The following is a 13,026-nucleotide window of genomic DNA, read 5'->3' on the forward strand; positions in this document are numbered from 1 at the left end:
GCACCGACGGGCAGCCCTGCCCGCGTCCCCTCCAGGAGAGTTCCTCTTGCATATCCGTTCCGCCCGCCGCCTGTCCGCCGTGGCCGTCACCGTTGCCACGGTGACCGGCGTGGTGGCCTTGGCCCCAGCCGCCTCCGCCAAGACCCCCGAGCCGTCCCCGTCCACGTCCATCACTCCGCTGAGCGCGGCCGGGAACGGCGGCGTCACCATCCTGAAGAAGGACTCGGGCGGCGACGTTCTCGCCGGCGCCACGTTCACCCTGCTCGACTCCACCGGCAAGCAGGCCGCCAGCGGCACCACCGACGCCGAGGGCCAGCTGACCTTCCAGGACCTCGCGCCCGGTATCTACCGGCTCAAGGAAGTCTCCAGCGGCAGCCCGCTGTACGAGGTCGTCGACGACCAGGACGTCATCGTCACCCCTGGTGCCGACACCCCGCTGACCATCATCGACCCGTTCAAGCCTGCCTCAGTTCGGCTGAAGGCCAAGGACGACAAGACCGGCAAGCTGCTGGCCGGATCCACGGTCAACATCGGCAGCGGTGACAAGACCATCCTGACGCTGACGACCAGCTCCGACGGCACGGCCAGCGGCAAGCTGCCCATCAACTCCCGCACCGGCAGCGACTTCTGGGTCGAGCAGGTGAAGGCTCCCGGGGGCTACGAGATCTACAAGCCGTCGAAGGCGTTCAAGGCCAAGCCGGGCGCTCCCGTGACCGTGACTGTCACCAACGCCAAGAGCGCCACCACCCCGCCGCCAGCGGAGAAGCCGACCTACAAGCCCACCGACAAACCGAGCGACCGGCCCATCCCGGACAACCCCGGCCAGGAAGAGGACACCTCGACGCCGTCCGCCTCGGGAACACCGACCTCCGACGAGACCGCCTCGAGCACCGTGGCCCCCGCCCCCGCGGGCTCGCTCGCGCACACCGGCGCAGACGCCACCCCGTGGCTGATCGGCGGCGCCGGAGTCCTGATCGCTGCTGGCGGAGGCGCCCTCTTCGTGGCCCGCCGCCGACCCACGGACAACTCCACCGACGACGGCTCCACCGCGAGCTGACCTCACCCGCCTCACTCTCCAAAGCCCCCGGGATCGAATCGTTCGATCCGGGGGCTTGGGCGTGGGCTCTCCGCCGGTGGCGGCGATGAACTCGGCGCCAAGGCGGGGGCCCATGCCGGGCAGGCTGAGAATCACCTCGGCGTGCGGATGCTCGCGAAACCGGGCCTCGATCAGGGCATCAAGTTCCGCGATCTCCTCATCGAAGGCCATCACCCCCTTCGCGAGACGGGCCACCATGGCGGCAGCCAGTTCCTCGCCGGGCAGGGCCGTGTGCTGGGCCTGGGCCGCCTCCACGGCCTTCACGGCGAGGGCGGCGGCGCCACGGACCTTGCGGTTCTTCAGCCAGGTCTCGATCCGCTTGGCGCCGGCGCGGCGGATGGCGGACGGGGTCTGGTAGCCCGTCAGCAGCGTCACTGGCCCCTGCTTGGTCAGTTCCAGGACGCGTTCCAGCGCAGGGAAGATCTCCAGGAGCTGGGCGCGCAGGCGGTTGATCTGGCGGGTGCGGTCAAAGACCACGTCCAGGCGTCTGGTGGTCAGGGTCCGCAGGTCGACAGCGATATCGTCGCCGGGCCGCAGCAGGCCCAGATCGCGCCGGACGCGGGCCTGGTCAGCGATGACGAAGGCGTCCTTCGCATCGGTCTTTCCCTCACCCCGGTAGGTGGCCGAGGCCCGGTGAACCGCGAGGCCGGTCAGATAGGCGACTGGTTGGCTGTGGGCGACCAGAAGGCCGATCAGCAAAGCGGCACCGCCGTGGTTGAGGTCGACGGCCCACAGCACGTCGCCGGACATCGCCAGCACATCCCCGATGAGCTGGAGCAGTTCGGTTTCGTCGTTGTGGACCCGACGGGACAGGGCCGCTCGCCGTTCGCGTTGATCACCACGCAGTGATGGTGTTCCTTGCCGATGTCCATCCCGGCCCAGATCTCGGGCACGTTTCCCTCCGCCAGCTCGTCGATGCGTCAGTCCCACAGACGACCTCGCCGGCGTTGTCCTACGAAGCGATCGAGTCGCGTCTCCCAATTGGCGGTCGGGCCGTCACGGGGCTCCGGGCGGCCAAGTCTCCTAAGCCATCCAACGGGCTAAACCATGCCAGCCATACCCGGTGCCCCCGGGTCCACTGATCTTACGAATGACCAGTTCAGACCCACATCAGAAAGGTAGGACAGCCATGTCCATCACTGCGGAGATCATCGCCCACGCCAACGGGGCGAGTGGACTGCCGCCACCTCTGCACACCAGCCCCATCCATGTGCCGCTGCCGGGATACTGCCGACCGCAAGCACCTTGATCGAGTGATTCCGTAACACGTACGCTGATGGCCGTTACTGTGTGTGGCGCAGGGTGAACAGCCCGCTGAACGCGGTTCGCTCGGGTTGCCTGCGGATGCGGGGGTAAAGGTTGGACAACGCCATGCCGGTGGCAGCTGGTGTTCCGCCCATCCATTTCGGAGTGCACGAACTGCGGACTGGAAGCGCGGACGGGGCACGGGCCGACTTCGAGAAGATGCTCGCGCAGCTCGCGAGTGCGACCAATCCGAACGTCCGGATGATCGCCGCGAATCCGGGCGACTGGGGAATCGACGCTTTCGCCGGTGACCTCGGGGGCGCCATCACGGTCTGGCAGTCCAAGTACTTCATGCCGAAGACCACAACCAGCCAGTCGCAGCAGATTCGCGAGTCCCTCGCGAACGGGCTGAAAGCCGCGGCGGCCAACGGTCACACCATAACGCTCTGGATCCTGTGCATCCCCTCCAGCATGGACGGGCCGGCAGCCCAATGGTGGGACGGCTGGAAGAAGCGGCAGGAGAAGGCGCATGGCCTCGTCATCGAGCTGTGGGACGAGACCAAGCTCGTGAAGAAGCTGCTGAGCCCCGAAGGTGACCAGGTACGCCGCGCCTATTACGAACCCTTCACGGCGCCCGCCGCTCCCGCCCAGGAGCAGATGCGCCTCGTGCTGGACGTGGAGGAGGACAAGGCGGCGGCGCTCGACTCGGCTCTGTTCGTGCGCCAGATGACCGAGGCCGGCCACGTCGAACTGGACTCGGCGAAACGGCAGTTCTTCAACGCCGACCTGGTGGCGCGCGAAGTCGCGCACAAGGGCGTGCGGACTGAGGTTGCCGCACTGAGCTCTGCTGACGCCACCCTTCACGGGGTATGGGAGATGCAGTTCAACGAGTGCTCGGCCGAGGGCTCCCTCGCTGCTCTGCACGGCCGGGTATGGCGCGAGGTGCGCGGCGAGCACGACAAACTGCCCAAGGTGCTACGTCTGGAGGTGACGCACAGCTGGGGTTTGGTCCACCGGCTGGTCGACAACCGGCGGGCAGGGTGGGTCACGCACTGGCGGCAGATCGCGAGCGGTCATGCCGACGACTGAGGTTTCGTGTCCGTCCGTACCGCTCGACCACCGATGAGGAGCATGCCGTGCAAGCAGACCGGCCGGTTGTGATGCCCGAGGACGAGGTACCTTTCCGTCTCGCTCAACTGCTGCTGCTCCTTGACGCCGTCGCCGCGCAGGACGCGAACGGGGCGACCCTGGAACGCATCGGGTACTACGACTTCCTGTCCGCGAACCCCTTCCTCGTGGTTCCCTCCGAGGGCCGGGACGCGAGCCTCCTTCGGCTGGCCGGATTCGACCCGCAGGTCCTTGCTTACGCGTCCTCTTCACAGCGATTCACGAGCCGGCGAGAACGGATCCAGCACGACTTGGCGCTCCTGGTGGCCTATGGGTGCTGCCGGGTCCGAAATCGCAACGGCTCCCTCACCTACTCGATCACAGAGGCTGGTCAGCACCTCGGCGGGCAGTTCACCGCCACCTATGCCACCTCCTTTGCTACCGCCGCCGATATCGTCGTCCGCCAGCTCCGCAAACTCAGCGACAAAAGGCTGCGCGAGCAGACCGCACGGTGGCTCAGGCCGGACGGACCCGGCGGGCCCGCGGCTGCCCTCATGAGCGTCCTGGGACCAGGCCCGTTGCTGGAAACGTCCTGGGAGGGATGATCACCATGGAGACGCTTCCCGGCATTCGGATCCGCCGTCTGCGCCTGGTCGGCATGGAGCGGTCCTACGACGTCGATTTCACCGCCGAACAGCGGGTACGGAACCTCTCCGTCATCGCCGGGGCATTCAGCTCCGGCAAAACAGCGGTCCTGGAATTCATCGCCTACGGGCTCGGCGCGAAACGGCACCCCCGCCACCAGGAGGTGCTACGAAGGGTCCGTTCATGCCTCCTGGAGGTCGAGCTCTCCGGCGAGCCGCACGTGATCGAGCGTTCGGTCGGAGAGCCCTCGAAGGTCGCCTTCGTACGCCGCGGAATGCTCGACAGCAGGCCCACCGCCAGGGCCGAGAGCAGGCCCATCGACCCGCCCGGGGCACCGGACAGCCTGTCCTCCCTCCTCCTGAGCCACTGCAAGCTCGAAGGCGTCCAGCTACGCGAAGCGCCCACCAACAGCGAATCCCGCACGGACCCGCTCAGCTTCCGCGACTTGATGTGGCTCACCTTCCTGCCCAACGAACGTGTCGCGGACAAGAACTTCCTTTTCGAGAACGACTACATGCGCAAGCACAAACTGCGGCAGGTCGTTGACGTCGCCTTCGGGGTCCATGACGACCGCGCCGTCGAACTCGGCCAGCGCATCCAGGAACTCGGCGGCCGGCTCAACCGCGCCAAAGCCGAACTCGCAGCAGCCCGTACCTTCGTCGTGGAGCAGGCTCCCACCGCACTGGACGGTGAACCCACACCTGCCGTCCACGAACAGGAGCTGGCTGACATCACGAGCCAGCTCACAGAGTTGGACCGCCGGGCGCAGGCGGGAACGGAATTCGCCGCCCAGCTGCGCCACCAGCACAAAGAGGCGGCCCAGACTTCTCACCGGGCGGCAGCGGTCCTGCGGGACTGCGAAACACAGCTCCAACGCCTGATGCCTCTCCGAGCACAGTACGCCGACGATCTCCTCAAGCTCGGCATGCTCGGCGAGGCACAGCAGATCTTCGACCCCATGAGCGTCACCACCTGCCCCGCCTGTCTGAACCGGCTGTCGGCTCCCCCCACCGCCGAAAACGGACGCTGCAGCCTCTGCCGCCACGAACTGACAGCAGCGGAAGGGACGTTGGCCCTGGGCGCTGCCGACACCGGCAGCCAGAACGGGGACAACCGGGTGGACGTCGCGGCCGAGACCCGGTCCACCAAGGCCCGCCTCAAGGAGATCACCACCTACATCGATGAGCTCGGCGCCTCGCTCGCCGCACTCAAACTCCGGGCGGAAGAGGCGGCCGTCCGGGAAGGGGAAGCCGCCGCCGCGCTGGACGCCGCGACGTCGCCCTCCGTCTCACCGTTCCTCGCCGCCCGCGACGACCTCCACCGAAGGCGCGAACAGGTCCTGCGCCAACTCGAACAGGCCGAGAGCGCGGTGAAACTCCGCGAAGGACTTGCCAAACGGGCTGACGCCGTGGAACGCCACGAAGCCCAGATCGCCCGTCTCCGCGAGGAACTCGCACGACTCGGAGACGCCTCCCACGACCGCGATCGGGTCATCGCCAAGATCAGCGGCCGATACGGCGAGCTCCTGCGAGCCTGGCGCTACCCCAAGGTCAGTACGCCCTTCATCAAGACCGACCTCACCCCCTTCGTACGCGGTGAGCCGTACCAGGAAGCCTCCTCCGGCGCCCGGACCCTGCTCACCCTGGCCTGGCAGCTGGCCGTCTTCGAAATCGCCGTCGAAGCAGGGGCCGCACACCCGGGATTCCTCATGATCGACAGCCCCCAGAAGAACCTCGGCCACGGCGGCACCCTCGATGCCGTGATCGCGGACGCCGTCGCGATCGACGACTTCTACCACCACCTCTCCCTCTGGCTCGCAGAGCGCGGTAGCCGAGCACAGCTCATCGTCGCCGACAACAGCCCGCCACCGCTGGTGGAAAGCAGCGTGGTGGTGCGCTACAGCCGCAACGAGGACCGTCCGCCGTACGGGCTGATCGAGGACGAAACCAGTGCGGACGAAGAGGCAGAAGCCGACGCGTGAAACGCCCTTCCAAACACGGGGCCTTTCCTCGGTAGCAGGCTGACTCCACTCAGCAGTTCAAGCGTGGGCTCGACTTTGCCGTTAGTCCTGCAGCCGCGTGTCGGTCAGCATCAGTGGCTGCCGGGGCTCGGACGGGTTGGGCGGACCATGGCGCGGTACCGGGCGGCGGGGGCGAGAAGTGATGTCAGCTCCCAGATACGCCACCACTGGTTGACATCCAACCTAGTCGGCCCAGGTCAACAGGTTGCACACGACTAACTTTGTTGTCAAAGGACAGTTCGCCGGTGGCAGACAAGGAAGATCACCCAAAGGACTGGTGGACGCTGCAACGGCATGTCAACCTGAACGACCTTCCGGAAAACCCCAGGTCAGAGAGGTGATGCTGTGGCATTGGATGCGGCGCAATCTGGATTCGCCACGACGGTCGCGGCTCTGCGGCTCCGCTCCTGGAAGCTCGGTGCCGGCCAGGCGATGGAGGTGATCGACCAGTTCTCGGAGGCCGACTTCACGCACATCGTCGACGACCGGGCCGACGTGCACGTCAGCTCGCGCGACGGCCGGTTCTACCTCGGCTACTTCCCGAACGGCCGCCCCGGCGGCGCTGACGAAGACTGGGTGACGAGCGAGGGCTGGGTCATCGCCGTCACCGGTACCGCCAAAGTCCCCGGCTACCGGATGGCCTTCGGTACGGACACGCCGGCGGAGATCGTCGCCGGCGTTGTGGCCCGGATCCTGTCAACCTCCAGGCCTCTGTGACGGGCACATCCCCTTCCTTATATACGCGACGCGTACCCTGCCCCTGCTCTCGCGGCCTCGCTCGCTACTGCTAGGAGAATGCCTTGGACCCGCACTCGCCCGAGATGACCGTCGGCGACATCCTCGACCTGCTGTCCACCTGCGACCGCGACACACCCGTCCGTCTCGCCATCAACCCCTTCTTCCCCATGGCCCACCGCCTGGGCGGCGTGGAGAAGGCGGTGGACGAGCACGGTCGGCCGATGGTCTACATCGCCGAGTCCCCGGAAGCCGAGCAGGTCGGCCCGCTGCCGCCCGCCGTGGCCGTCGCTCTGACCTGGCAGGACCCGGTCGAGGCGCCCCCGCGCCGCCGACGCGGCGCGACCGGGCCGAACGCCGGCCAGTGATTCACCCCCGGACCCACGGAGGCGCCCCTGCACCCGCACCACCCCATCGATCCCTCCCACCCCACCTCGCCGGACCCGGTGTACTGGGTCACCCCGCGCCACCTGGCCGGTGATGACGGTGTCCTCGCCGAGCGAATCGGCGACACTCTGACCGAGCTCGGCTGGCGCATGTGGCCGACCTCCCGCAACACCCTGCTCTATGTGAGCCCCGACGGCCTGCGCGGCGCCGAGTGGATCCTCGCCGCCTACCCGTTCGAGCTGGGCGGTCTCTCGGTGGCCTGGCAGCTGTCCGCTCGCCTGCACGCCGCCTCGGCTCTGACCGAGTGGAACGCGTACTTCACCCCCGGCGTACCGCACGAGGCGCTCACCGATTTCCTGCTCGCGCTCGACGCCAGCGAGACACCCGATGCCGGGCTCGAGAACGCCGAGTGGGTGCTTACCGCGCTCAGCGCGCGGGGTTGGCTGCGTGACATGGACCGTCCGCACACGACCGCCACCGACCCCGGCTTCTCCACGAACGTCTCGCTGGAGATGCTGCCGCCGCTCATCTACGACGCCGACCCCCGTGACGACCTTTTGGGGTGGCAGGCGTGGGCGGAGCCCGTGCTCGGGGCGCCGTACCTGTGGTGCGCGAGCTTCAGCGCGAGCGCCCCGCACGAGCTGGTCGCGGCCTTCGCCTCGTCCCTCGCCGCACCCGGTCCGGTACCGCGCCGCACGCTGCCCGAAGGCGCTGAGGACCGTCTCACCGTCGTACGCCGCGGCTGACGAACTGCTCATAGCCGGTGACCGAGGCGGGGGATCGACGGGGAGATGCCCCCACTTCCAGGCCCGGTGGTTCCACTCCCTTCACGGGAGTGGAACCACCGGGCCTTCGCCGTACCGGCATCAGCGAACCCCTGACGGCGCTCTGGAACCAAGATCCAGGCCGTGCATAGGATCGCCGTCGTGGCAGGCAAAGTAATTGGCAAAGGACCACTGCGCGGCTACCTCCTGGAGGAGGTGCTGGCCTGGTTGTTGCGGTCCAGCGGCTTCGAAGTCCTCACGGCTGATGACGACAAGGACAAAGAGCCATGGAAGGTGCTGAAGGAGGACAAGAACGGTCTGCTGGTCCGTGGACGCGGGGCATGGCACCAGGTCGACGCGCTCGGACAGTTCCGGTACGTCCCGCCGTTCTCACTGCCTGTCCGCCTGTTCGTGGAGGCAAAGTACCTGACCACAACGCCAGTTGGTCTGCCCACCGTACGCAACGGCCACGGTGTGATCCACGACGTGAACGAGGGCGAGACCACAACGCTCACCGCCCCAGGGACTGGCCGGCCGCGGACGCGATACCGCTATAGCTACGCGATCTTCTCTACGTCCGGCTTCAGCCCGGAGGCACAGGACTACGCTCTGGCCCACCAGATATCCCTGATCGACCTCTCCGCACCGGACTTCGCTGTACTGCGGAATCTCGTCAAGACCACTGCCGACACGATTCACGCAGCACTCGAAGCCACTCCCGCGGCCGAGCGGCCGAAGGTGCGCGAGATACGGGCATACCTTCGCGGCCCGCTGCTGGATATGTACGACGCCGTGGACCTGACCGATACGTTCCGCGTACCACTCGATTACCTGGCGCAGGCCTTGCACAGCCGGTCGCAGCTGGGGCTTGTCCTGGCCTTTCCTGCAGCGCCGTTCGTCTTGGGACTGGCCTCGGATGATCTGTACGCCTTCGTCGATTACGCGAAAGCGCACCTCACGCACGCGGTGCGCCTGCGTCGCATCGATCAGACAGCCTCACATCCGGTTTGGGAACTGCGCTCAGCGGAGCACCCAGAGGCATACGCGTTGAGGTTCGGTCTGCCGGAGCGGGTGGAAGCCTGGATCGTCGAACAGGACGAAGGAATGCCCGCGCGGACCCGGTATATCAAGCGCAGCATGCTGTCGACCATGACCCTGTACTGGATGGACGGGGAGCACGCGCAGACATTCCAACTCCGCTACGAGCCCGGCGAACTCCGCTTCGCCAGCTGATCGCCTCACACGCCGAAACCCCGGTGTCCGGGCCTGGCGGACGGACAGGCCCGGACACCGGGGCAGATGGAGGAGCGGGTCAGTGTGCGGTACGCGCCTTGGCGAGCGCCTTGTCCAGGTGAGCGTCTACGAGGCCCGGCGAGCCGGAGACGATGACCAGGATGTTGCCGGTGCGGATCGCCGTCTGCTTGACGACGCTGCGCTGTCCGCCGGCGGAGTAGGTGAGCAGCTGGCTCCACTGCTCGTCGCCGAGGTCCGGCGCGGACGTCTTCTCGGTACCCATGTCGACGACCGTGCTGCCCGACGTCACCTGATACGAGGGGCAGGAGAGCATCGCGTCGAAGACCTTCCCGATGCCCTTGGACAGCTTCGCCGGGCTGTCGCTGTACAGCTCCTCACTCACCTCGGAGTTGCTGCTGCCGGTGTAGGTGAAGGACTCCTTCGCCTTACGGGTGAAGTCGAGGCCGGACCCGGTGGCCGCGTCGCTGCCGAGCTTCTCCAGCGCCGGGCAGGCGATGACGGTGACGTCGTCGTTCCGGAGGGCGGGCTCGGGCTTGCGGGAGTAGCCCTCGCCCAGGTCGTTCTCGTTCAGCAGCCGCTTGTTCAGCTCGGCCGAGGACAGCGGCGCAGATGCCGAGGGCGCGCCGCCGCTCCGGTGTGCGTGTGCGGAGGACGCCGCCGAGGCGCCGACGGGCTCGGTGCTGCTGGAGCAGCCGGTCAGGGCGAGGACGGTGAGGGCGCTCAGGCCGAGGGCGGTCGTGGTGGAACAGCGCATGCGGAACCCCTTGATGATGCGAGACGGACGGTCTGACCGAGTCGGCCCTCCGGGTGCCGACGAACGCAGGGGTGGGAGAAGGGGTTTCGGGGCTTCAGCGGCCGAGGTGGCGCAGTCCGTCTTCGAGAGTGGGGTGGAAGTGGTCGACCGGACCTGAGTTGCGGTTGTACCAGGCGGTGTCCAGTCGGGTCTCCTCCGCTTCGTGGCCGACCGGGCAGCGGAGCCACACCGAGTCGTCGCTCATGTTGAAGACGATCCAGTTCCGGTACGCACCGCAGTGGCACGAGTGGACCTCGCCGTCGATGACGAGCGGCAGGTCCCAGCGCATCATGAACCCCGAAACGTCCTGGCGGGACGGCGCCCGGAAGTCCGGCGGCAGGAAGTCGGGAACCACCGTGGCCGCCGGCGCAGCCGAAGCAGAGACCGGGCTGGGTGCGTCTGGCAGCGGCAGCTCGGTGTGCATCGCCAGCACCGCCTGGCCGGCACGCTGGGCTTCACGGAAGTCTCGGTCCGCACGGTTGCGTCGGAACATGCCTTCTCCATCTCTGTCGTCTCGTCTGCACGAGGAGAGTGCCGCAAGTCCCTGACCTGCTGCAACTCTAAGAATGTTGAATTCAGCGGGACTTGGCGGGACGGTCGATGCGGTGCGTCGGACGCTGCGCAGCACCGCGGGCGGCGGCGGGCGCGGTGGCCGTGTGCTCGGGCATGGCGGAAGGGTCGGCGGGCAGATCGGCCATGCGCCGCAGCCGCCACACGAGCACGTCGCTGATCGAGTCTGCGGCGTCCAACTCCCGTCGCTCGGCGGCCTCGGCTAGGAGCGCGGCCGGGTCGTGCCCAGCGTGCTCGACATCGGCGAGCGTGGCGGCAAGGGCGTACCAGCCCTGCTCGGTGAGGACCTGCTCGGCTAGCTCCGGGACGGCCTGGCTCAGGTAGGCGGCCTGCTTGCGCTGCAGGGGCTGGGACAGACGCCGACCGCGGTGGTGCATGACGGACAGGTACATCGGCGCCGCGGCCTGGTAAGCGGCACGCAGGTGCTCGGCGGCCTGGCGGGCAGCAGCGGCCTGCTGGGCGTGCTCCTTCTTCCCGTGCCAGTGGGCGGCGGCGGTGACCAGGAAGAACACCATGTCGATCAACATGGCGCTGGTGGCGCCGTCCTCCCCACGACCGAGCGCCGGTCCGCCGTAGACGAGGTCACGGGCAGCCTGCCGCAGACCACGGTCGTGGCCCCGTTCAGCCCGGATGTGGGAGCGGGAGGCCCGCTCGAACGCCCAGGCGGCATCTCGCAGTTCGCGCCGGGTGTGCGCGGCCGAGGTCTTGGCGAGCGCGTCGAGGACCTCGCCGGCCGCGGCGAGCTGCGCAGCGATCTGCCCGTCGTCGCTCTGGTCGACGACGAGTACGGCCTGCCAGACCGCCGTCGTCGCCTGGCGCCGCGCGGTCGACGGGTTGGCACGCGCCGAGCCGGAGGAGCGGTCCGCCGCGGTTTCGGGGTCGGGTCCGGAGCCGTTGGCGGCCCACCGCTCGCGGATACGCGGTAGGGAGAGGTCGGGTGCGAGGGTGGAGCCCGAATAGTAGATCGGCTCCTTGTCCTCGTTGCGATTGTCGGGCAGCGCGACCTTGTAGCCGAGCAGATCGCCGGAGGGCGCGACGCGCTGGCTGACCAGGAGGCCGGCGGCGGCCAGGCGGTCGAAGAACTCCTGCTCGCTGGCGACGCCGGCGGCGGCGCGGCGCACCGTCTCTCGCAGTTCCTCGCGTGGCGTTCGTTCCTTGCCCTGGCGGTTCGCCTTGTGGCGTTCGGCGCTGGTGGGACGCTTGGCGGCGGTTCCGTCGCCGGCGTTCAATCGGCGTAGCCCGTAGTCCACTTCGATCTTCCGGGCTTCCGCCTGGGAGCGGGCGCCATCCTGGCGGATGCGGGCTTGGCGGCCGTCATGGCGGACGACGGTGGCGATGATGTGGATGTGGTCGTCGGCGTGGCGGACAGCCGCCCAGCGGCAGGCGGCATCGTCGCCTTCAGGGGCGATGCCGGTGGCGGCGACCATGCGGCGGGCGATGTCCGCCCACTGCTCGTCCGTGAGGATCGGGTCTTCGGGGGCGGCGCGTACGGACAGGTGCCACACATGCTCGGCGGGCCTGGCGCTTTCGGGCAGTGCCATGACGGGCTGGTCGAGCAGACGCTGCAGGTCGCCGTACGTCGCCTTGGGGTCGCGACCGGGGTCGGGGGCCAGGCGATCCCACGCCGCGACGAGGTGGGGGTCGATGTGCTCCTCAGCCTTGCCGGGGCCGTACAGGTAGGCCACCAGGCCGCGGGTGTCCGTGCCCATGTCGTGGACTTTGGGGATCATGCAGCCGGACTCTCGCCGTCCAGGTAGCGCTGGAGGAAGGCGTCCACACGTAGGGAGGTCCGGTCGACGGCAGCGAGGACCGCCGTGGCCTGCGGCGCGGGCTCGTCCGAATTCAGGGCTGCCGCAACCTGGTTGAGGTTGTTGCCGATCCGGTTCAGTGCGGTTCGCAGGTCGAACAGCTCCTTCAGCATCTCGCGTTCGCCGGCGATTTCCGCGGCGGTGCGGTCGAGGTTGCGGGCGGCTTTGAGCGCGGCGCGGGCAAGGTAGCTGGCGATGCTCATATTGCAGGCGGCAGCAGCACGGACGAGGAGCTGGTACTCGTGGTCGTTCATGCGGCAGCTCGGCTGGTGCATGCGCTTCTTCTCGTCGCGCAGGCGCTCACGCTGCTGAACGTGGGGCTTCGGCGGCATGGTGTGGGCGCAGTCGGTGCTGTGGCAGGAGTGGTTCGCCCCTTCTTCAGGATGCGAGCCGCCCTCGGTCGCATCCTGACGGATCGGCGCCCCCTGGTGCCGATCCGCTCCCGCCACCCCCGGGGCGGGAGACGCAAGAGCATTGCTCCCACCGGGAGCAATGCTCTTGCACCAACTTGCTGTGCGACGTGAGGCCGCACGTTCGGAAGTGAGGTAATTCTCGTGGAGAGGTTCAGACAAGGAATTCCTCCGAATTAGTGTCTCGATTAC

At 68.0% G+C, this 13,026-nt stretch carries 12 protein-coding genes and 1 pseudogene; 8 read left to right on the plus strand and 5 right to left on the minus strand.

Annotation, left to right across the window (positions count from 1 at the left end; genetic code table 11):
- Positions 1-46 precede the first annotated feature (46 nt).
- Complete coding sequence (locus tag IG08_RS0139010) at positions 47-1,057, plus strand: SpaA isopeptide-forming pilin-related protein (protein ID WP_030614363.1); 1,011 nt, start codon at positions 47-49, stop codon at positions 1,055-1,057.
- A 66-nt stretch (positions 1,058-1,123) separates the two neighbouring features.
- Here IG08_RS0139010 and IG08_RS57780 read toward each other — a convergent pair.
- A pseudogene (locus tag IG08_RS57780) lies at positions 1,124-1,989 on the minus strand (IS110 family transposase); the annotation flags it as partial.
- Positions 1,990-2,455: 466 nt separating this feature from the next.
- Between IG08_RS57780 and IG08_RS0139020 the strand changes: the two are divergent.
- The 7 genes from IG08_RS0139020 to IG08_RS0139050 all read left to right on the plus strand — a co-directional run bounded on the left by IG08_RS0139020 (position 2,456) and on the right by IG08_RS0139050 (position 9,232).
- Positions 2,456-3,430 carry a serine/threonine protein kinase gene (locus IG08_RS0139020; RefSeq protein WP_234343071.1) on the plus strand — a complete coding sequence of 325 codons (975 nt, stop codon included), beginning with the start codon at positions 2,456-2,458 and terminating at the stop codon, positions 3,428-3,430.
- 47 nt (positions 3,431-3,477) lie between these two features.
- Entirely contained in the window at positions 3,478-4,053 is a 576-nt protein-coding gene (locus tag IG08_RS0139025; protein ID WP_030614370.1) for an ABC-three component system middle component 2, read from the plus strand.
- 5 nt (positions 4,054-4,058) lie between these two features.
- Positions 4,059-6,074 carry a coiled-coil domain-containing protein gene (locus IG08_RS0139030; protein WP_234343072.1) on the plus strand — a complete coding sequence of 672 codons (2,016 nt, stop codon included), beginning with the start codon at positions 4,059-4,061 and terminating at the stop codon, positions 6,072-6,074.
- Positions 6,075-6,458: 384 nt separating this feature from the next.
- Positions 6,459-6,830 (plus strand): SPDY domain-containing protein, encoded by a 372-nt coding sequence (locus tag IG08_RS0139035; protein WP_030614375.1) that lies wholly within the window; start codon positions 6,459-6,461, stop codon positions 6,828-6,830.
- Between the two features lie 104 nt (positions 6,831-6,934).
- A complete protein-coding gene (locus tag IG08_RS0139040; RefSeq protein WP_030614378.1) occupies positions 6,935-7,216 on the plus strand; it encodes a hypothetical protein in 282 nt (93 codons plus the stop codon).
- Between the two features lie 78 nt (positions 7,217-7,294).
- Complete coding sequence (locus IG08_RS0139045; RefSeq protein WP_106981107.1) at positions 7,295-7,981, plus strand: SPDY domain-containing protein; 687 nt, start codon at positions 7,295-7,297, stop codon at positions 7,979-7,981.
- Positions 7,982-8,161: 180 nt separating this feature from the next.
- A complete protein-coding gene (locus tag IG08_RS0139050) occupies positions 8,162-9,232 on the plus strand; it encodes a PDDEXK family nuclease (protein WP_030614385.1) in 1,071 nt (356 codons plus the stop codon).
- Positions 9,233-9,311: 79 nt separating this feature from the next.
- Here the strand turns inward: IG08_RS0139050 and IG08_RS0139055 are convergent, their stop codons facing one another.
- The 4 genes from IG08_RS0139055 to IG08_RS0139070 all read right to left on the minus strand — a co-directional run bounded on the left by IG08_RS0139055 (position 9,312) and on the right by IG08_RS0139070 (position 12,873).
- Positions 9,312-10,007, minus strand: coding sequence for a hypothetical protein (locus IG08_RS0139055; protein ID WP_030614388.1), 696 nt, complete (start codon positions 10,005-10,007; stop codon positions 9,312-9,314).
- A gap of 94 nt (positions 10,008-10,101) precedes the next feature.
- On the minus strand, positions 10,102-10,539 hold the full coding sequence (locus IG08_RS0139060) for a hypothetical protein (RefSeq protein ID WP_030614390.1): 438 nt from the start codon (positions 10,537-10,539) through the stop codon (positions 10,102-10,104).
- An 82-nt stretch (positions 10,540-10,621) separates the two neighbouring features.
- Positions 10,622-12,346, minus strand: coding sequence for a relaxase/mobilization nuclease domain-containing protein (locus tag IG08_RS0139065; protein ID WP_030614393.1), 1,725 nt, complete (start codon positions 12,344-12,346; stop codon positions 10,622-10,624).
- Complete coding sequence (locus IG08_RS0139070; RefSeq protein ID WP_063757817.1) at positions 12,343-12,873, minus strand: plasmid mobilization protein; 531 nt, start codon at positions 12,871-12,873, stop codon at positions 12,343-12,345. The genes IG08_RS0139065 and IG08_RS0139070 overlap by 4 nt, the downstream gene beginning before the upstream one ends.
- Positions 12,874-13,026 lie beyond the last annotated feature (153 nt).

Source organism: Streptomyces fulvoviolaceus (assembly GCF_000718165.1).
In the GTDB taxonomy this organism is placed as follows: Bacteria; Actinomycetota; Actinomycetes; order Streptomycetales; family Streptomycetaceae; genus Streptomyces; species Streptomyces fulvoviolaceus.